The sequence below is a fragment of the Streptococcus mitis genome (genome assembly GCF_946190375.1).
Classification (GTDB): domain Bacteria; phylum Bacillota; class Bacilli; order Lactobacillales; family Streptococcaceae; genus Streptococcus; species Streptococcus mitis_CJ.
Genome location: NZ_CAMIAF010000003.1, coordinates 35,879 through 56,257, shown reverse-complemented (window position 1 = coordinate 56,257; position 20,379 = coordinate 35,879). Strand labels below are relative to the sequence as shown.

General features: G+C 36.9%; 12 protein-coding genes and 5 pseudogenes. 14 read left to right on the top strand and 3 right to left on the bottom strand.

Annotated elements, in window-relative coordinates; all coding sequences use genetic code 11:
* From N8M09_RS02215 to ltrA, 10 genes and pseudogenes are all read left to right on the top strand, one after another.
* The gene (locus tag N8M09_RS02215; RefSeq protein WP_261063209.1) at positions 1-846 is read left to right on the top strand and encodes a LicD family protein; all 846 of its coding nucleotides are present in this window, start codon (positions 1-3) and stop codon (positions 844-846) included.
* Complete coding sequence (locus N8M09_RS02210; RefSeq protein WP_261063195.1) at positions 836-1,939, top strand: glycosyltransferase; 1,104 nt, start codon at positions 836-838, stop codon at positions 1,937-1,939. Before N8M09_RS02215 ends, N8M09_RS02210 begins: the two co-directional genes overlap by 11 nt.
* 1 nt (position 1,940) lies before the next feature.
* The gene (locus tag N8M09_RS02205) at positions 1,941-2,927 is read left to right on the top strand and encodes a glycosyltransferase family 2 protein (RefSeq protein ID WP_261063188.1); all 987 of its coding nucleotides are present in this window, start codon (positions 1,941-1,943) and stop codon (positions 2,925-2,927) included.
* 15 nt (positions 2,928-2,942) lie between these two features.
* The gene (locus tag N8M09_RS02200) at positions 2,943-4,412 is read left to right on the top strand and encodes an O-antigen polysaccharide polymerase Wzy family protein (protein ID WP_261063177.1); all 1,470 of its coding nucleotides are present in this window, start codon (positions 2,943-2,945) and stop codon (positions 4,410-4,412) included.
* A complete protein-coding gene (tarQ, locus tag N8M09_RS02195) occupies positions 4,405-5,439 on the top strand; it encodes a teichoic acid biosynthesis protein TarQ (RefSeq protein ID WP_261063167.1) in 1,035 nt (344 codons plus the stop codon). Before N8M09_RS02200 ends, tarQ begins: the two co-directional genes overlap by 8 nt.
* A gap of 508 nt (positions 5,440-5,947) precedes the next feature.
* Complete coding sequence (gene tacF / locus N8M09_RS02190; RefSeq protein WP_101782723.1) at positions 5,948-7,435, top strand: type IV teichoic acid flippase TacF; 1,488 nt, start codon at positions 5,948-5,950, stop codon at positions 7,433-7,435.
* 9 nt (positions 7,436-7,444) lie between these two features.
* Positions 7,445-8,248 (top strand): LicD family protein, encoded by an 804-nt coding sequence (locus N8M09_RS02185; RefSeq protein ID WP_101782724.1) that lies wholly within the window; start codon positions 7,445-7,447, stop codon positions 8,246-8,248.
* 1 nt (position 8,249) lies between these two features.
* Positions 8,250-9,065: a LicD family protein gene (locus N8M09_RS02180; protein ID WP_101782725.1), complete on the top strand. Its 816-nt coding sequence runs from the start codon at positions 8,250-8,252 to the stop codon at positions 9,063-9,065.
* Between the two features lie 449 nt (positions 9,066-9,514).
* A pseudogene (locus N8M09_RS02175) lies at positions 9,515-9,664 on the top strand (IS200/IS605 family transposase); the annotation flags it as partial.
* A 781-nt stretch (positions 9,665-10,445) separates the two neighbouring features.
* A pseudogene (ltrA, locus tag N8M09_RS02170) lies at positions 10,446-11,724 on the top strand (group II intron reverse transcriptase/maturase).
* A gap of 42 nt (positions 11,725-11,766) precedes the next feature.
* On the opposite strand, the pseudogene N8M09_RS02165 reads toward ltrA, so the two are convergent.
* Positions 11,767-12,904 (bottom strand): annotated as a pseudogene (locus N8M09_RS02165) (ISL3 family transposase); the annotation flags it as partial.
* A gap of 225 nt (positions 12,905-13,129) precedes the next feature.
* On the opposite strand from N8M09_RS02165, the gene N8M09_RS02160 reads away from it, so the two are divergent.
* From N8M09_RS02160 to N8M09_RS02150, 3 genes are read left to right on the top strand one after another with little or no spacing between them, the layout of a single operon-like run.
* Positions 13,130-14,908 carry a phosphotransferase gene (locus tag N8M09_RS02160; RefSeq protein ID WP_101784645.1) on the top strand — a complete coding sequence of 593 codons (1,779 nt, stop codon included), beginning with the start codon at positions 13,130-13,132 and terminating at the stop codon, positions 14,906-14,908.
* A 1-nt stretch (position 14,909) separates the two neighbouring features.
* The gene (locus N8M09_RS02155) at positions 14,910-15,095 is read left to right on the top strand and encodes a hypothetical protein (protein ID WP_060805305.1); all 186 of its coding nucleotides are present in this window, start codon (positions 14,910-14,912) and stop codon (positions 15,093-15,095) included.
* A gap of 1 nt (position 15,096) precedes the next feature.
* A complete protein-coding gene (locus N8M09_RS02150) occupies positions 15,097-16,524 on the top strand; it encodes a cytosine permease (RefSeq protein WP_101782728.1) in 1,428 nt (475 codons plus the stop codon).
* A 124-nt stretch (positions 16,525-16,648) separates the two neighbouring features.
* Here the strand turns inward: N8M09_RS02150 and N8M09_RS02145 are convergent.
* Positions 16,649-17,919: pseudogene (locus N8M09_RS02145) on the bottom strand (ISL3 family transposase).
* Between the two features lie 114 nt (positions 17,920-18,033).
* Positions 18,034-19,516 (bottom strand): annotated as a pseudogene (locus tag N8M09_RS02140) (oligosaccharide flippase family protein).
* 124 nt (positions 19,517-19,640) lie between these two features.
* On the opposite strand from N8M09_RS02140, the gene mecA reads away from it, so the two are divergent.
* The gene (mecA, locus tag N8M09_RS02135; RefSeq protein ID WP_050313829.1) at positions 19,641-20,378 is read left to right on the top strand and encodes an adaptor protein MecA; all 738 of its coding nucleotides are present in this window, start codon (positions 19,641-19,643) and stop codon (positions 20,376-20,378) included.
* Position 20,379: the final 1 nt, after the last annotated feature.

Below are 20,379 nucleotides of genomic sequence, written 5' to 3'. Positions count from 1 at the left end.
ATGAATAATATGACTGATTTAAAAGCAATTCAGGCCCGTAGTCTGGAGATGGCTGAATATTTTGTTGCCTTTTGCAAGGAACATGATTTACTTTGTTATCTCTGTGGAGGAGGTGCTATTGGTACCCTTCGAAACAAGGGTTTTATTCCTTGGGATGACGACCTAGACTTTTTTATGCCTCGTAAAGATTATGAGAAATTAGCAGAATTATGGCCTCGTTATGCAGATGAACGTTATTTCTTGTCAAAGAGTAACAAGGATTTTGTAGACCGCAATCTTTTTATTACCATCCGTGACAAGGAAACCACCTGTATCAAACCTTACCAGCAGGATTTGGATTTGCCACATGGATTAGCCTTGGATGTCTTGCCTTTGGATTATTATCCGAAAAATCCAGCTGAGCGGAAGAAACAGGTTCGCTGGGCCTTGATTTATTCACTCTTTTGTGCACAGACTATTCCAGAAAAGCATGGCGCACTTATGAAATGGGGAAGTCGTATTTTACTGGGTGTGACTCCAAAATCTCTCCGTTATCGCATTTGGAAAAAAGCTGAGAAAGAAATGACCAAGTATAGTCTGGTTGAGAGCGATGGCATCACAGAATTATGCTCAGGTCCTGGCTACATGAGAAACAAGTACCCAATCACATCTTTTGAAGACAATCTTTTCTTGCCATTTGAAGGAACAGAGATGCCTATTCCAGTTGGCTATGATGCCTATCTCAGTACTGCTTTTGGGGATTATATGACTCCTCCGCCAGTAGACAAGCAGCTACCGCATCATGATGCTGTCATCGCTGATATGGATAAGTCTTATACAGAATACAAGGGAGAATATGGTGGCTAAGAAAAAAATCTTATTTTTTATGTGGTCTTTTTCTCTCGGGGGTGGCGCAGAGAAGATTCTGTCGACAATTGTTTCAAATCTAGATCCAGAAAAGTATGATATTGATATTCTTGAAATGGAACATTTTGATAAGGGATACGAATCTGTTCCCAAGCATGTAGGCATTTTAAAATCCCTTCAGGATTATCGCCAAGCCAGATGGATTCGAGCTCTTTTGTGGAGAATGAGAATTTATTTTCCAAGATTGACACGTCGCTTGCTTGTAAAAGATGACTATGATGTTGAAGTTTCTTTTACCATTATGAATCCTCCGCTTTTGTTCTCTAAAAGAAAAGAAGTCAAGAAAATCTCTTGGATTCATGGAAGTATCGAAGAATTTCTTAAGGATACCTCCAAAAGAGAATCACATAGACGCCAGTTGGATGCTGCGGATACCATTGTAGGAATTTCAAAAAAGACCAGTCATTCTATCAAGGAAGTTTATCCAGATTATGCTTCGAAATTACGGACAGTCTACAATGGTTATGATTTTCAGAGTATTCTAGAAAAATCTCAAGAGAGGATCGATATCGAGATTGCGCCTCAAAGTATCTGTACTATCGGACGGATTGAGGAAAATAAGGGTTCTGACCGTGTAGTGGAAGTGATACGATTATTACACCAAGAGGGAAAAAACTATCATCTCTATTTTATCGGGGCTGGGGATATGGAAGAGGAACTGAAAAAACGCGTCAAAGAGTATGGGCTTGAGGACTATGTACATTTCCTTGGTTATCAAAAAAATCCATACCAGTATTTGTCTCGGATGAAAGTTCTCTTGTCTATGTCTAAACAAGAAGGTTTTCCTGGAGTGTATGTGGAAGCCTTGAGCCTTGGAATCCCTTTTGTCTCTACGGATGTTGGAGGGGCTGAGGAACTATCACAAGAAGGAAGATTTGGACAAATCATTGAGAGCAATCAAGAGGCAGCTCAGGCAATTACGAACTACATGACCTCTGCCTCAAACTTCGATGTCAATGAGGCTAGCCAATTCATTCAACAATTTACAATTGCCAAACAAATCGAACAAGTAGAAAAACTATTAGAGGAGTAGCATGGAAACTGCATTAATTAGTGTCATTGTGCCAGTCTATAATGTGGCGCAGTACCTAGAAAAATCGATAGCTTCCATTCAGAAGCAGACCTATCAGAATCTGGAAATCATTCTTGTTGATGATGGAGCAACGGATGAAAGTGGTCGCTTATGTGATTCAATCGCTGAACAAGATGATAGGGTGTCAGTACTTCATAAAAAGAATGAAGGTTTGTCGCAAGCACGAAACGATGGAATGAAGCAGGCTCACGGAGATTATCTGATTTTTATTGATTCAGATGATTATATCCATCCAGAAATGATTCAGAGCTTATATGAGCAATTAGTTCAAGAAGATGCGGATGTTTCGAGCTGTGGTGTCATGAATGTCTATGCTAATGATGAAAGCCCACAATCAGCCAATCAGGATGAGTATTTTGTCTGTGATTCTCAAACATTTCTAAAGGAATACCTCATAGGTGAAAAAATACCTGGAACAATCTGCAATAAGCTAATCAAGAGAGAGATTGCAACTGCCCTATCCTTTCCAAAGGGATTGATTTATGAAGATGCTTATTATCATTTTGATTTAGTCAAGTTGGCTAAGAAGTACGTTGTTAATACCAAACCCTATTATTACTATTTCCATAGAGGGGATAGTATTACGACTAAACCCTATGCAGAGAAGGATTTAGCCTATATTGATATCTATCAAAAGTTTTACAATGAAGTTGTGAAAAACTATCCTGACTTGAAAGAGGTTGCTTTTTTCAGATTGGCCTATGCCCATTTCTTTATTCTAGATAAGATGTTACTAGATGATCAGTATAAACAATTTGAAGCCTATTCTCAGATTCATCGTTTTTTAAAAGGCCATGCCTTTACTATTGCTAGGAATCCAATTTTCCGTAAGGGGAGAAGAATTAGTGCTTTGGCTCTATTCATAAATATTTCCTTATACCGATTCTTATTACTGAAAAATATTGAAAAATCTAAAAAATTACATTAGAACGGGGGTGAGCAAGTGATTGATGGAAAACGATTATTATTTAGTTTGACCATAGTCAGTTATGCCTTGACGCTAGTAAGTGGAATTGTGTATCTGTTTAATAATAATAATGTTAGCTTACTTTCTACTTTATTGTTCTTGTTGGTTAGTAGCTTAATTGCTTGTTGGAATGATATCAAGTATTACTTAATCCATTTTATTTTCTTTTTAACTATTTTTGTATTTCTGGTATCAAGGCCGACCATTGATTATTTTAGAGATGGCGCTTTGGATACCTATCATCCCATAGCCTATCGTTTTGCCTTTATAGTTGTCATGGTTTCGATTCTGGGCTTGACCATAGGAGGCGTCCTGGCTCGTTACTTCATAGCTAGGAAGAAAATAAAAGTACCAAATATAGGAAATTCTCTAAAAGAGCTTTATATCAAGCGGTTACGCTTTGTATCACTAGGAGTTTTTCTTCTAACCTATCCTTTCTATTTCATTAGATTATTTGAACGACTCCTGTATCGCTTGCAGACTTCCTACTATGCCTACTATGCAAATTTTGAAAGTAAACTGCCTTATTTTACCTACATTTTGTCTACCTTTACGGTCTACGCAATGTGTATGTATCTGGCAACCAAACCAAAGAAATGGCAGGCCACAGCAGTGCTTGTCTCCTTTATTGCAGCTAATACTATTCATTTGGCAATTGGGACGCGAAATCCTTTTATTTTAAGTATTTTATTTGCTTTTGTTTATTACTTTATGCGGGAGCAAACCGAAAAAGGAAAATGGATTGGATTTAAAGAAAAGTTAGCGATTTTTGTAGGATCTCCTATTCTCATGTTAGCGATGGGAGTACTCAATTATGTACGGGATAATGTCCAAGTTTCCCATACAGGTTTCTGGGATATCTTACTTGACTTTATCTATAAACAAGGGACTAGTTTTGGTGTCTTGGCTCGAGGTTTTCTATTTAACAGTAGCCTCCCTTACCGAGATTTCCGTAATTTTACTTTTGGTCCTGTCCTTGATTATTTTGCAAGGGGGAGTTTGGGGTCAATTTTCGGAGGAAAAGCCTTTGAGCATACAACCAATAGTGTGGAGCTAGCAATTGATAGTAATAGTTATGCCCACAATCTATCCTATCTTGTTTTGAACAAGGAATATTTGAAAGGACATGGTATCGGAAGTAGTTATATCATGGAGTTGTATACAGACTATGGTATGATAGGAGTCTTTCTACTTAGTCTCTTGCTAGGTATGTTATTCATAGCCATGTTGCAAGTAGCCTATCGCTCTAGAACAATCCTATTTGCCTTGTCCCTACTCATCTTGAATAATCTATTCTTTATGCCAAGAAGTAGCTTTTCAGAAAGTTTCTTCAATTTATTTACAATGCAATTCTGGGGAATTGTTCTTGTGATTATATTCGTAGCGAAAATGCTTACAAAGGAAAACCAGTATCTACTAAACAAAGGAGAAAAAAATCATGTTTGAACATTATTCAGTAGCTGATTTGTTTGCAAATCTATACAAAAAACGAAAAGCAAATATTCTAGCTCTTATCGCTTTATTTGCTATCATTGCTGTACCATTTACAATTAAAGCAGTTAAGAATAAAAATACTGTCAAAGACACAACAAGTTATTCAACTTATATCAGCTATAAAATTACACCTCCGGAAGATTCAGCCAAAACGATTTTGAATCATCAAATTGGTGGGTATAGTGATTTCTATGGGAAATTAATTGAAGGGAATTTAAATGGAGCTTATCTTTTCAATGATGTAGAACCGAGTGAGTTGAAAAAAATTGCCAGTGAATTGGATACGACAGAGTCAGCCTTGAAAAATTCTACAAGCGACTATTGGTGGAAAAAATTGACCGTCTATTATATGATTGACGATGCAGGGGTTGGTGTGAAAATTTTGACACCAAGTAAAGATGCTAATGACTTGTTGGAGCGAAAAATTGATGGATTGATTGAGAAATTTAAACACACTTATGCAAATGTAAAAATTGAAAAATTGGAAACCATCAATTCTAAAGAATTGAATGCAAATGGTGAGACAGCGCTTGGATTAAACGTCAAGAATTTGATTCTTCGTTTAGCTGTTATTGGAGTAGTCTGTGTGATTTTGCTTGTGATGGGAAATGTATTGATTTATCTCTTTAATCCAACAATCAATAGAGCAGGTGATTTTTCTCAGTATCAAATTGATTTTGTAACAGAGATTACAACAATTGCTAATCTAGCAGATATTCTATCATACAAAAATGCTGGACAAGAATTGACTATTGTTAGCTCAAATAAAGCTATTCTAGATAAATTAAAACAAAATCAAGAGACTTTGAAAGGAATGCATTTTGTAGATTTACAAGATGTACCATCTCTTTTAGAAAGAGATACAGTCCTTCTTGTTGAAGAATACGGAGTGACTCGTTATAAGAAATTTGAACAAAGTCTTCAAATTCTTCGAAACTTAAATCGTTCTATCCTCGGTGTAGCAACCTTTAAATTATAAGCATCCTGATACATTGTGTCTTTAAAGTTGGCGAAGAGTCGATTTTGAGGCTCCATAATATTTGTAGTGATAGATATTATGGAGTCTATTTTGTTGTCTTGTTAGAAGATGGTAGTCACGGATAGTCCTCTAGTAAAGAATATCAACAAATCCGTTAGATTCTCAATTCAAAGATTACTTAAAAGTTAATTGAAAAGACTTCTATGAAAGATATAAATCATAAACTTTCAATCTTATTATAATTATCGTACTGTAACTAAATAATTAAGACTTAATAATTTTTGTATTTTCAATCCCAATTGGAGTTTTTGCTTTTTTAACGATATATTTGTCCTTGGTTAAAGTTCAATAAATTTTATTTGAAATCCTCAAAAAGTTAGTTTTTAATCTTAAATTTTTGAGGATTTGAGTTCCTAAAAATTTTTTAAAATAATTAAAGACTAGTTGTTGAAAATAAAAGAGTTATTTTAACTAACTTTATGATATAATGAAAAACGAGGTAAATTGAATGAAAAGTATAAAATTAAATGCTCTATCTTACATGGGAATTCGTGTCTTGAATATTATTTTTCCCATCTTAACTGGTACCTACGTCGCGCGTCTCTTGGACCGAACTGACTATGGTTACTTCAACTCAGTTGACACTATTTTGTCATTTTTCTTGCCCTTTGCGACTTATGGGGTCTATAACTACGGTTTACGGGCCATCAGTAATGTCAAGGATAACAAAAAAGATCTGAATAGAACCTTCTCTAGTCTTTTTTATTTGTGCATAGCTTGTACAATTTTGACTACTGCTGTCTATATCCTAGCTTATCCTCTCTTCTTTACTGATAATCCAATCGTCAAAAAAGTCTACCTTGTTATGGGGATTCAGCTCATTGCCCAGATTTTTTCAATCGAGTGGGTCAATGAAGCTCTGGAAAATTACAGTTTTCTCTTTTACAAGACTGCCTTCATCCGTATCTTGATGCTGGTCTCTATTTTCCTGTTTGTCAAAAATGAACACGATATTGTTGTCTATACACTTGTGATGAGTTTATCGACACTGATTAACTATCTGATTAGTTATTTTTGGATTAAAAGAGACATTAAGCTTGTTAAGATTCACATAAGTGATTTTAAACCGCTCTTTCTCCCTCTAACAGCCATGTTAGTCTTTGCAAATGCCAATATGCTCTTCACTTTTTTGGATCGTCTCTTCCTCGTTAAAACAGGGATTGATGTCAACGTTAGTTACTATACCATGGCTCAACGAATTGTGACCGTTATAGCTGGGGTTGTAACAGGAGCTATCGGAGTGAGTGTGCCTCGTCTCAGTTACTATTTGGGTAAAGGAGACAAAGAAGCCTATGTTTCTCTGGTTAACAGAGGAAGTCGAATCTTTAACTTCTTTATCATTCCACTCAGTTTCGGACTCATGGTTTTAGGACCAAATGCTATCCTGCTTTATGGTAGTGAAAAATATATCGGAGGCGGTATCTTAACCTCTCTCTTCGCTTTTCGTACGAACATCCTGGCACTGGATACCATTCTTGGTTCCCAAATTCTCTTTACAAATGGCTATGAAAAACGAATCACAGTCTACACAGTCTTTGCAGGATTGCTCAATTTGGGCTTAAATAGTCTCCTCTTTTTCAACCATATCGTGGCTCCTGAATACTACTTACTGACAACTATGCTATCAGAGGCCTCTCTGCTTGTTTTCTATATCATTTTCATCCATAGAAAACAGCTCATCCACTTAGGACATATCTTTAGCTATACTGTTCGATACTCGCTCTTTTCACTTTCCTTTGTAGGAATTTATTTCCTGATTAATTTCTTGTATCCTGTGGATATGGTCATTAATTTGCCATTTTTGATTAATACTGGTTTGATTGTCTGGCTATCAGCCATCTCTTATATTGCTCTACTTGTCTTCACCAAAGATAGCATTTTCTATGAATTTTTAAACCATGTCCTAGCCTTAAAAAATAAATTCAAAAGATCATAGGAGTTTAGAATGAAACAACTAACCATTGAAGATGCCAAACAGATTGAATTAGAAATTTTGGATTATATTGATACTCTCTGTAAAAAGCACAATATCAACTATATTATTAACTACGGTACTCTGATTGGGGCAGTTCGACATCAGGGCTTTATTCCTTGGGACGACGATATTGATCTGTCCATGCCTCGAGAAGACTACCAACGATTTATGAACATTTTTCAAAAGGAAAAAAGTAAATACAAACTTTTATCCTTAGAAACAGATAAGAACTACTTTAACAACTTTATCAAAATAACAGACAGTACAACTAAAATTATTGATACTCGGAATACAAAAACCTATGAGTCTGGTGTTTTTATCGATATTTTCCCTATGGATCGCTTTGATGATCCTAAGGTCATTGATATTTGTTATAAGCTGGAAAGCTTCAAACTTCTGTCTTTCAGCAAACATAAAAATATTGTCTATAAAGATAGCCTTTTAAAAGATTGGATACGAACAGCCTTTTGGTTGCTCCTTCGACCTGTTTCTCCTCGTTATTTTGCAAATAAAATCGAGAAAGAAATTCAAAAATATAGTCGTGATAATGGGCAGTATATGGCTTTTATCCCTTCTAAATCTAAGGAAAAGGAAGTCTTCCCAAGTGGTACCTTTGATAAAACAATCAATCTCCCATTTGAGAATTTAAGCCTTCCAGCACCTGAAAAATTTGATACTATTTTGACACAATTTTATGGAGATTATATGACCCTACCACCAGAAGAAAAACGCTTCTACAGTCATGAATTTCACGCTTATAAATTGGAGGATTAGGATGCAGTATTTAGAAAAAGAAGAAATTAAAGAAATTCAACTAGCCCTGCTAGACTATATTGATGAGACTTGTAAGAAACATGATATTCCTTATTTTCTAAGTTATGGAACCATGCTTGGAGCTATCCGCCACAAAGGTATGATTCCCTGGGACGATGATATTGATATTTCCCTTTATCGTGAAGATTATGAGCGCTTATTGAAGATTATTGAGGAAGAAAATCACCCTCGCTACAAGGTTCTTTCCTACGATACCTCTTCTTGGTACTTCCATAATTTCGCATCGATTTTGGACACTTCTACTGTTATCGAAGACCATGTTAAGTACAAGCGCCATGACACCAGTCTCTTTATCGATGTCTTCCCAATTGATCGCTTTACAGATTTGAGCATTGTCGACAAGAGCTATAAGTATGTGGCTCTTCGTCAACTGGCTTATATCAAAAAATCACGCGCAGTTCACGGTGACAGCAAACTAAAAGATTTTCTTAGATTATGTAGCTGGTACGCTCTCAGATTTGTCAATCCGAGATACTTCTATAAGAAAATAGATAAGTTAGTTAAGAATAGTGTTGTAGAACAGCCGAAATATGAGGGAATGGTTGGAGTTGATAAAGAGGGAATGAAGGGTGTTTTCCAAATAAATACTTTCAAAGAGTTAATCTTAACAGAGTTTGAGGGAAGAATGTTACCAATTCCTAAAAATTATGATGTCTTTTTAACCCAGATGTATGGGGATTATATGACACCACCATCAAAGGAAATGCAAGAGTGGTATAGTCATAGTATAAAAGCTTTTCGCAAGGTGGAGAAGTAATTCTGTTTTATGAGAGAACAAATCTTGTGAGTGTCTATTGAGGAGATTAGGACATTGATATTCTTATACAAGCTTGGACACAAAAAGGAGTTCTAGTTTACTAAGACCAATTTTTTATACATCAGCAGAAAATATTGCAAATTGTGGTCTGTAGAGATGGTAAAGGAAAGTGTGATATACATGAAGAACATAATGATAAGAAATTTAATATTATTTAGTTTTCTTGTATGTCCTTTAAATATGGCTGCCAAATTATCCGCATCCACTTTATTAATGTAAAATCTAAGTCAGGGAGTTATACTATTCTTTTAGAAAGCTAAGGGTACTTTGTTTTAATTATGTGACTATTGATCCTTCTCGCTCCGTTAGGTGCGCGTCGAAGGTTATAGCCTAAAAACTTCAAATGCGATACAATAAAGTTGTTTCTGTAAATCGAAAAGTGAAAAAATATGGTACAAAAGTCTCATAGTTTATCGTACACAAAGTGGCGCTGTAAGTATCACATCTTATATAGACGAAAAGTAGTCTATAATCAATATCGAAGTAGTTTAAGCGAAGTATTTCATCGCTTGTGTAGTTATAAGGAAGTTGAAATTATCAGTTAGATTATGTACATATGTCAACTCTTTGTAAACTGTAGTGAGTTTAAGAAAAGCTAAGATCGAGAAAGGACACATTTTGTCCTTTCTTTTTTAAGTACGACGGGCATGTCGTGCATCTGAGGTGTAAGTCCTCCGTGGGCACCCGCTACTGGTGAACCCAATAGCGATTCCCAAGCCTGACTATCGTGAGGTAGCGGATTAAAACGGTCTGGGGATAGACCGTTTTAAGTCTGACGCTAGAAATAAGAATCATCAGAGGAAGGGATAGCGAAATCGTGGCTCTACGAACAGGAACGTGATAGTAAGGCGTATATAGTGGATAAGGGGGCTTAAAACTCTAAAGTACAAAAAGGTAGTCGTAATCTATATGCGTAAATCACGAGAGTAATTGAATTCGGACTAAGGTTTGTGTGAAAAAGATAAATCTTCCTAGAGTCTAAAGACTCTGCGTCAGATTTCCTATTTTCACTGTAACCTTTTAACGTCCTCGTATCTTGTATAAACGAGGAAAGATGTACGACTTATCCCGTGAGGTCTCATGAGCGCTGAAAGCGTAGTAACAACGAATTATGAGAAGTCAGCCGAGCCCATAGTAGTGAGGAAGCTTCTGTAATGGAAGTGGAGCGAAGGGGTGACCAACTAATCGAAGTAATCCTACTTCACTTGTGTCTGTAAAACGAGCAGTTTTATAGAACTGGACTCTGTCACGTATTGACTGGGTGAAGGTTCACCAATATAAAATGTCCCTCAGGCATCAAAACAAGAAAGGAATACGCACATGTCAAAATTGCTAGATAAGATTTTATCACGCGAAAATATGCTTGAAGCCTATAATCAAGTAAAATCCAATAAGGGCTCAGCTGGGATTGATGGAATTACTATCGAAGAGATGGATGACTATCTCAGACACAACTGGCGCCTGACTAAGGAACTGATAAAACAGAGAAAATATAAGCCTCAACCAGTTCTTAGAGTTGAGATTCCCAAACCAAACGGAGGCATCCGTCAACTAGGAATTCCAACAGTTATGGATAGAATGATTCAACAGGTCATTGTCCAAGTCATTAGCCCCATTTGTGACCCCCCATTTCTCAGATACGAGTTATGGCTTCAGACCAAATAGGTCATGTGAAAAATCCATCATGAAGCTCTTAGAGTACTTAAATGACGGCTATGAGTGGATAGTGGATATAGACCTAGAGAAATTTTTCGATACGGTTCCTCAAGATAGATTGATGTCCTTAGTACATAATATTATCGAAGACGGAGATACGGAATCCTTGATTCGTAAGTATCTTCATTCGGGTGTTATCATTAACGGTCAGCGTCATAAAACGCTAGTTGGGACACCACAGGGAGGAAATTTATCTCCTCTCTTATCCAATATCATGCTTAATGAATTGGACAAGGAATTAGAAAAGAGGGGACTTCGATTTGTGCGCTACGCAGATGATTGTGTGATTACGGTCGGAAGCGAGGCCTCCGCTAAGCGTGTGATGTATTCAGTCAGTCGTTTTATTGAGAAACGGCTAGGTTTGAAAGTAAACATGACCAAGACTAAGATTACTAGACCAAGAGAGTTGAAATATCTAGGTTTTGGGTTCTGGAAATCATCATCTGGTTGGAAAAGTCGTTCCCATCAAGATAGTGTTCGGAGATTCAAGCTTAAATTGAAGAAACTAACACAGAGGAAATGGAGTATAGACTTAACAAGACGTATTGAGCAACTGAATTTGTCCATTCGAGGATGGATAAACTATTTCTCATTGGGAAATATGAAAAGTATAGTCACCAGCATAGATGAGCGCTTACGTACTCGCCTACGAGTGATTATCTGGAAGCAATGGAAGAAGAAATCTAGACGATTATGGGGATTGCTTAAGTTAGGGGTTCCTAAATGGATAGCAGATAAGGTATCTGGCTGGGGCGACCACTATCAATTAGTAGCTCAGAAGTCGGTACTTAAACGTGCTATATCAAAACCAGTCCTTAAAAAACGTGGACTGGTTTCGTGTTTGGATTATTACCTTGAACGACATGCGTTAAAAGTTAGTTGAACCGCCGTATGCCGAACGGCACGTACGGTGGTGTGAGAGGGGCTAGAAATTATCTCCTACTCGATTGTTGAGAGCGATAAAAATCCGTTTTTTGAAGTTTTCAAAGTTCCGAAAACCAAATGCATTTCGTTTGATAAGCTTGATGAGATTATTGGTCGCTTCTAATTTGGCGTTGGAATAGGGTAATTGAAGGGCATTGACGATTTTCTCTTTGTTCTTTAGAAAGATTTTAAAGACAGTTTGACGAAGAGGATGAACTTTCTTTAGATTGTCCTCGATAAGTCCGAAAAATTTGTCTTGCTTCTTATTCTGAAAGTGAAAAAGCAAGAGCTGATAGACATTGTAGTGGTGTCTCAAGTCTTCTGAATAGCTCAAAAGCTTATCTAGAATCTCTTTGTTGGTTAGATGCATACGAAAAGTAGGGCGATAAAATCGTTTATCACTCAGTTTATGACTATCTTGTTGAATGAGTTTCCAGTAGCGTTTGATGGCCTTGTATTCATGGGATTTTCGCTCAAATTGATTCATGATTTGGACACGTACACGACTCATAGCACGGCTGAGATGTTGGACAATGTGAAAGCGGTCGAGAACGATTTTAGCGTTAGGAAAAAGTTTACTGGCAATATCGTAGTAAGGGCTAAACATATCCATCGTAATGATTTTCACCTGACAACGAACAGCTCGCTCGTAGCGCAGAAAGTGATTTCGGATGATAGCCTGTGTTCTGCCTTCAAGAACAGTGATGATGTTGAGATTATCAAAATCTTGTGCAATGAAACTCATCTTTCCCTTAGTAAAGGCATACTCGTCCCAGGACATAATCTCAGGAAGACGAGAAAAATCATGCTTAAAGTGGAAATCATTGAGCTTACGAATGACAGTTGAAGTTGAAATAGCCAGCTGATGAGCAATATCGGTCATAGAAGTCTTTTCAATCAGCTTTTGCGCAATTTTTATTGATGAGAGAAGTTTTGGAGAGGGTCATTTTCGAGCAATGATAGCACTTGAAACAGCTTTTCTAAGAAGGGGTTCTATTGGGGATACCAATTGTTTCAAGGTAAGGAATTTTAGACAATTTTTGAAACTCATATTTCTTAATTTGGCTAGCGCAATTAGGACGAGATAGAGCATCATTATCCAGTTTAGCGATGATTTCCTTGTGGGTATCCCTGTTAATTTAATTGTTCCATACGATTCTTTCTAATGATGGTTTGGTCATTTTTCATTCTAGATATTACGGAACTTTTTCTACAACAAATAGGCTTCATAATATCTATAGGGAATTTACCCACTGCAAATATTATAGTTCCCTATTTTCTTAATATAGAATCTAACTTGACAAAAACAAATGTTCATTGTATAATCGAATGGATAGAAATATTGAACGAAAGAGGTTAAGGATATGCTATCAGAAAAACAATTTAAACTTTTACGTTTTTTGTTGATTCACAAAGACGAAAACTTTACGCAGAGACAATTGGCTGAACAGCTAGATTTATCTTTAGGAACAGTCAATGCATTGGTTGGAAAACTTAAAGAAGAGAAGTGGATTGATGAGGAACATCACTTAAATGAACTAGGCAAGAACGTTTTAGAACCCTATCGAGTAGAAAATGCTATTATAATGGCTGCTGGAATGAGTAGTCGTTTTGCTCCTTTGTCTTATGAAATTCCCAAAGGATTGCTTCAAGTCAAGGGGGAACGCTTGATAGAGAGGCAAATCAGACAACTGCAAGAAGCAGGAATAGAAGATATAACCGTTATTGTAGGTTATCTACAAGAAAAAATGTTCTATCTGGAAGAAAAGTTTGGCGTTAAAATCGTTGTGAATAATGATTACTACAAATACAATAACTGTTCTTCTCTCATGCTAGTCAGAGATCAACTTTCCAACACTTATATCTGCTCTTCGGATAATTATTTTGTAGAAAATCCGTTTGAACGATACATTTACAGAGGTTATTATTCGACTATATTTGCAGAAGGAGACACAGACGAATACTGCTCTAAGGAAGATTCCAATCACACGATTATCGATATTCAAATCGGTGGGACGAATACTTGGGCTATGGTGGGGCACGTTTATTTTGATCGTGCATTTAGTGAAAAATTCGTAGATATTTTGGAAACTGAATTTAAACATGAGCCGTATCGCGAACAGCTCTGGGAAGATTATTATAGTCGTCACGTCAAAGAACTTCCTTTGGAAGCTCGGCATTATTCAGCAGACATTGTTAAGGAGTTTGATTCACTAGATGAGTTGCGTCAGTTTGATGAACACTATTTGGTGAATACTAATTCGGAAATCATTGATAACATCTGTAAGACATTAGGATGTATAGCTTCAGATATTGTCAATATTAAACCCCTAAAAGACGGTTTAACCAACACTTCGTTTTCATTTGACTGCCTAGGAAAGAAATATGTTTACCGTCATCCAGGTAGAGGAACGGAGAATTATATCGATCGTGCTAGCGAGGCAGCTTCCATGGAAATTGCTACAAAATTGAAGATTGACCGTACTTTTGTTGCTATGAACAAGGATGAGGGCTGGAAAATTTCAGAATTTATTCCTAACGCCAAGCAACTAGATTATGATAATTGGGATGATGTAGCAAAAGCAATGGAGCTCTTGAGACGCTTGCACCAATCTGGAGAAAAAACGGATCATTCTTTTGATCAATTTGAGGGAATTGATGATTTTAGACAAAAATTAAAAGCCAGCAATCGTTTTGAATTTGATGGGCTTGAAGAGTTGGATAAGAATGTCTCAGTTCTCGAGAAGCTTTTACAAGAAGATCAAGCGAAAAAGGTTCTCTGCCATGGAGATTCTTATAGCCCAAATTTCTTGTTGAACGAAGATGGCGAAATGAGCTTGATTGATTGGGAATATTCTGGTATAGGAGATCCAGCGGGAGATTTAGGGACCTTTATTGGATGTTCAAATTATACAGTGGAAGAAGCTGAAAAGGTACTTGAAATCTATCTACAAGAAGTTCCAGACAAGAAAACCAAACGTCACTATTTTGCCTATGTATCAGTGACTTCATATTATTGGTTCTTGTGGGCCCTGTTCCAAGAAAGCGTTGGAAAACCAGTAGGTGAATTTCTTTATATCTGGTATCGTTATACCAAGCAGTATGGAAAACTTGCATTAGATTTATACTTAGAGGATAATTAAGATGAAACCGACATCAGAAATTGAAGAATTAATAGCAAATGAAACGAAAAGAAGGCTAGAAGAAATGGAATCACCAAACTATGTGTTTGCCCAGCCATTTCTAAAAAGTGATTTTACTATAGTCATCGTCTTAGTTCTAATTAACCTTATTCTGATTATCCTAGCCATGACAGGAGGTATTCAATAAAATGTCCAAGATGAATGACTTCATTCAACAGGAGACGATAACGGGTATTGTTCCCATGACCAACAAGGATCGTCAGTATTCTTTCTGGGATCTCTTCCTATCGACAAGTGGTTTTGCCATCGCAACCTGGTGTTATACCCAAGGAGCCTATGTGGCTCAATATTTGACCTTTAATCAAATGTTGATTAATATTTTTAGTTTTAACATTATCTGGGTCTTTATTGAATGTCTCCCAATCTTGTTTGCAGTTAAATATGGAATTGATTTATGGATTTGGTTGAGAGCCGTTCTAGGTAAAAAAGGGGTGGCCGTTTTATCAACCGTGATTAGTCTGGCAAATTTTGGTTGGTACGCCGTTACCGCCAATCTTTTTGCCAGCTCCATGATTCATTTAGCAAATAATTTTGGGCTTGGTTTAGACAAGGGAGTATGGGCACCGATTCTAGGTACCCTCTGTGTTTTCCTTGGAACGCTGATTGCTCTTGGGGGCCCAGAGGTGATTAAAGGTACTAATCGCTTTCTGGTGGTTGCCTTGTTATTTGTTGGGCTAATTATCGTTGGAATCTGTTTTGTTGCGGTTCCGATTAGGGATATTATGAATGTCCAACCTGCCATCCAAGAAAATTTGACACCGATTGAACGTTTTATGATGTCAGGGGAAGGAAATGTGGCCGTAGCCTTTTCTTGGTCTACACAGGCATTGGTTTTACCACGTTTGGCAAAATCAGAACGCAGTGGCTATTGGGCTACAGCCTTGTCATATGGGGTTGTTGCGCCATTCTTTGCTGCGACAGGTGGAGTCATGGCTCTAGCCATGTTTGTCAAAACAGGTGTTTATGAAAGTGATCCAACAACCATGCTATCAACTCTAAGTACCCCAGCCTTTGCCCTTTTAAGTTTACTACTAGTAGCCTTTGCCAATATTGGAACCCAAGGTACAGGATCTTATGTGAACTGTATGATTGTAAAAAGCGGGATGCCCAAAGTAAGCTATAAACTAATGGTTTGGATTGCCATGGTTTACGTGAGCCTACTCACCATCTGGGGAGGAGTGGATGAATACTTCGGTTCCTTCATCTCGCTGGCTGCCTATATTCAAGGCCCCATTATTGGTATGATCGTTGTCGACTACTTTATCTTAAGAAAACGAAAACTCGATTTGCGTTCAGCCTATTTCGTTGAAGGACATGACGCCTATGAGTTTACAAATGGCTTTAATATGGTAGGATTATCTTGTGTAATCATTTCTTTGTTAGTTGCAGTACTATTTGTTTACAACCCTATAACAAAGCACATCCAGAGTCCTATGTTCCTGCTCACAACTGGTAGTGGCTTCACTGCAATTTTTGGAGGTCTATTGTACTGGTTAGCTAGCTTAACTCGTTTAAAACGCTATATGCTCAAGGATAAAGATTCTGTTACGATTTAAGTTTAAGAGAGAACGTTGTGTACTACCCCAAAAAGTTGGAAAAATAATTATTGAAAGGATTTAGTTCTGTATTGCACAGGACTAAGTCCTTTTAGTTTTACAACTGTAGTGGGTAGAAGAAAAGCTAAGATCTAGAAAGGACACATTTCGTCCTTTCATTTTTGATGTTCATAGAGATAAAAATCCGTTTTTTGAAGTTTTCAAAGTTCCGAAAACCAAAGGCATTTCGCTTGATAAGTTTGATGAGATTATTGGTTGCTTCTAATTTGGCGTTAGAATAAGGTAGTTGAAGAGCGTTGACTATTTTCTCTTTGTCCTTAAGAAAGGTTTTAAAGATAGTCTGAAAAATAGGGTGAAGCTGCTTTAGATTGTCCTCGATAAGTCCGAAAAATTTGTCTGGCTCCTTGTTCTGAAAGTGGAAGAGTAAGAGCTGATAGACATTGGAGTGGTGTCTCAAGTATTCTGAATGGCTCAAAAGCTTATCTAGAATTTCTTTATTCGTCAAGTGCATACGAAAAGTAGGGTGATAAAATTGTTTATGGCTTAGTTTACGACGATCCTGTTGGATGAGCTTCCAGTAGCGCTTGATGGCCTTGTATTTATGGGATTTTCTATCGAACTGATTCATGATTTGAACACGCAAACGACTCATAGTACGGCTGAGATGTTGGAGTAAAACAGTCCAGTGGACTGTTTTAGCCTGAGTCTAGAAATTCTAAAGCGAAGCAGCTGTTTAGCCAAGTTATAGTAGGGACTAAACATATCCATAGTAATGATTTTCACCTGACAACGAACAGCTCTATCGTAGCGCAGAAAGTGATTTCGGATGATAGCCTGTGTTCTGCATTCAAGGACAGTGATGATATTGAGGTTATCAGAATCTTGCGCAATAAAGCTCATTTTTCCCTTAGTGAAGGCATACTCATCCCAAGACATAATCTCGGGAAGTTGAGAAAAATCATGTTTAAAATGGAAGTCACTGAGCTTTCGAATGACAGTTGAAGTTGAAATGGAAAGCTGGCGTGAAATATCGGTCATAGAAGTCTTTTCAATCAGCTTTTGCGCAATCTTTTGGTTGATGATACGAGGAATTTGATGATTCTTCTTGACGAGAGAGGTTTCGGCGACCATCATTTTCGAGCAATGATAGCACTTGAATCGACGCTTTTTCAGGAGGATTCTAGTAGGCATACCAGTCGTTTCGAGGTAAGGAATTTTCGACGGTTTTTGAAAGTCATATTTCTTCATTTGATGTCCACAATCAGGACAAGATGGGGCATTGTAATCCAGTTTAGCGATGATTTCCTTGAGTGTATCCTTATTGATGATGTCTAGAATCTGGATATTAGGGTCTTTAATATCGAGTAGTTTTGTGATAAAATGTAATTGTTCCATATGAATCTTTCTAATGAGTTGTTTAGTCGCTTTTCATTATAGGTCATATGGGACTTTTTTTCTATAACAAAATAGGCTCCATAATATCTATAGGGGATTTACCCACTACGAATATTATAGAGACCTTTTTATATTAGTAAGTACAAGATTGAGTGCATAGTGGAATGTTTTATCTTTTGTGTTAAAAAGTATCAAGAGATAGTAGATTCCACAAGTTGCAATAGTCGAGAGAACCATGAGGATCATATTGAGGTTGACTGTATAAGAGTTGATTTGGAAAAGGAATTTAAATGTGAAATAGATGGGAATGAATCCGAGCGATACAATAGTATAGCGTGTTAAAGTAGTAAAGATTTCTTTTAAGTCAAGTAGATGATGTTTCTTGATAAAGTAAATTTCTAGTAGAACAACTACGGTTTCTGCAATAATAGTAGTAGCAATGTAATACTCTGGTGCAAAAATATTATTGAAATACAAGAGACTGTTGAGTAGGATATTGGCACCGCCACCAATAAAGTAAAAGGCTGTTAAACGATTTTTGTGGTCGTTGATGAAGATAATTTGTTTACCAAGGATTAACTCAATGGCCCAAATGATAGTCCGAAAAGCGAAGACACTAGTTCACAATACCAGCTTCAAGGTATTTTTCAGAAGAGTAGATGACTGCAGCATAGTTTCCTAATACCATAATCCCAATACTGGTTGGAATGATAAGGAAATAAAAGAGGGCGGCTCCTTGGTTTAGAAGATTTTTATAAGATTCGTAGTCTTTCTTACCGAGATAGTAGCCGAGACGTGGAATACTAACGTTGATAGCTCCGCTCAGGACACTGGCAATCAACATAACGATGCTAGAAGCAATGGTGTAATAAGAAATGTAGTTTTCATCAGGTCCTTTGGTAATAAACATTCTATCAAGTAAGGTGTAGAGCATATTGGCATTAGCTAGAAGCAACATGGTCAAGAGTGGTTTAGATGCTTTGACTAATTCGACAAGACCAATCTTAACAAAGGAAACTTCTCTCTTGATCCAGAGAAAACTGAGTAGATAGTTGAGAATTGTCGTTGCACTCATGATGATTGCATAAGGTACGATATCATTTGGAGTTTTTACAAAGGTGAAGATAGCGACCAACATGGCAATACGAATAACCAATGTTTTATATAAGATGAATGCATAATTTTCATAAGCTTCATTCATCCACTCGATATAAAGGAATTGGAAGAGAGCCTGGACACCAAGTATGTAGTAGAGTTCTTTTAAATTTTCAATACTATTATCTAGGTAAATAAACAAAAAGTAGATACTTGTTGTAAGGACAGAAGTAATTACAGATATATAGAATAACTTGGAAAAGACATAATTAATCTTATCTTTGTCGTCCTTAACCTTACTGATAGCTCGAATTCCATAGTTATAGATTCCAAATGCGGCTAAAGGAATGACAAAGCTAGCCCAGGTATTTGCGGTATTGAAATAGCCGTAATTGGATTTGCTGAGAATCCGAGTCAGATAAGGATTGGTTATCAGCGGAAAAACGATATTGAGAACATTGACTAGTAAGCTAGCCAGTGCATTAACTTTTATATTTTTCATTGTACTTTCTTTCTTGTATTGTAAAATGGTCTCTAGTATTATATCACATTCTCGCTCCATTCTTTTGATAAAATCGTAAAAATCTAGTATAATAGATAGAACTGAAAGTATGAGGTTACTAGCAATGAAAATGAAACAAATTAGTGATACAACTTTGAAAATCACGATGTCTTTAGAGGATTTGATGGATCGAGGAATGGAGATTGCTGACTTTCTCGTTCCTCAAGAAAAAACAGAAGAGTTCTTTTATGCTATCTTGGATGAGTTAGAGATGCCTGATAGCTTTTTAGATACAGGTATGTTGAGCTTCCGTGTGACTCCAAAACCTGATAAGGTAGATGTCTTTGTAACCAAATCAAAGATTGACCAAAATCTAGATTTTGAAGACTTATCGGATTTGCCAGACATGGAAGAATTGGCTCAAATGTCGCCAGATGAATTTATCAAAACCTTGGAAAAAAGCATCGCGGATAAAACTAAGGATGATATCGAAGCGATTCAATCTCTTGAGCAAGTCGAAGCCAAGGAAGAAGAGCAGGAACAGGCTGAACAAGAAGCTGAGAGCAAGAAAGAACCTTACATCTACTACATCCTTTCTTTTGCTAAGTTGGCCGACTTGGTAGCTTTTGCCAAGACAGTGACTTTTGAGATGGAAACTTCTGAACTCTACAAGATGAATGAGCGCTATTATTTGACCATTTTAGTGGATATTGAAAATCATCCAAGTCCATATCCAGCTTGGCTTTTGGCCCGTATGCGCGAGTTTGCGGACGATAGTGACATCAGTCGCTCAGTCTTGCAGGAGTATGGCCAAGTCTTGATGAATCACGATGCAGTACTTAATCTGCAAAAGATTGGATAAT

Excerpts from the sequence above, each read along its gene's own strand:
- N8M09_RS02215 (WP_261063209.1), top strand. The coding sequence starts at position 1 with ATGAATAATATGACTGATTTAAAAGCAATTCAGGCCCGTAGTCTGGAG.
- N8M09_RS02210 (WP_261063195.1), top strand. The coding sequence starts at position 836 with ATGGTGGCTAAGAAAAAAATCTTATTTTTTATGTGGTCTTTTTCTCTC.
- N8M09_RS02205 (WP_261063188.1), top strand. The coding sequence starts at position 1,941 with ATGGAAACTGCATTAATTAGTGTCATTGTGCCAGTCTATAATGTGGCG.
- tarQ (WP_261063167.1), top strand. The coding sequence starts at position 4,405 with ATGTTTGAACATTATTCAGTAGCTGATTTGTTTGCAAATCTATACAAA.
- tacF (WP_101782723.1), top strand. The coding sequence starts at position 5,948 with ATGAAAAGTATAAAATTAAATGCTCTATCTTACATGGGAATTCGTGTC.
- N8M09_RS02185 (WP_101782724.1), top strand. The coding sequence starts at position 7,445 with ATGAAACAACTAACCATTGAAGATGCCAAACAGATTGAATTAGAAATT.
- N8M09_RS02180 (WP_101782725.1), top strand. The coding sequence starts at position 8,250 with ATGCAGTATTTAGAAAAAGAAGAAATTAAAGAAATTCAACTAGCCCTG.
- N8M09_RS02160 (WP_101784645.1), top strand. The coding sequence starts at position 13,130 with ATGCTATCAGAAAAACAATTTAAACTTTTACGTTTTTTGTTGATTCAC.
- N8M09_RS02155 (WP_060805305.1), top strand. The coding sequence starts at position 14,910 with ATGAAACCGACATCAGAAATTGAAGAATTAATAGCAAATGAAACGAAA.
- N8M09_RS02150 (WP_101782728.1), top strand. The coding sequence starts at position 15,097 with ATGTCCAAGATGAATGACTTCATTCAACAGGAGACGATAACGGGTATT.
- mecA (WP_050313829.1), top strand. The coding sequence starts at position 19,641 with ATGAAAATGAAACAAATTAGTGATACAACTTTGAAAATCACGATGTCT.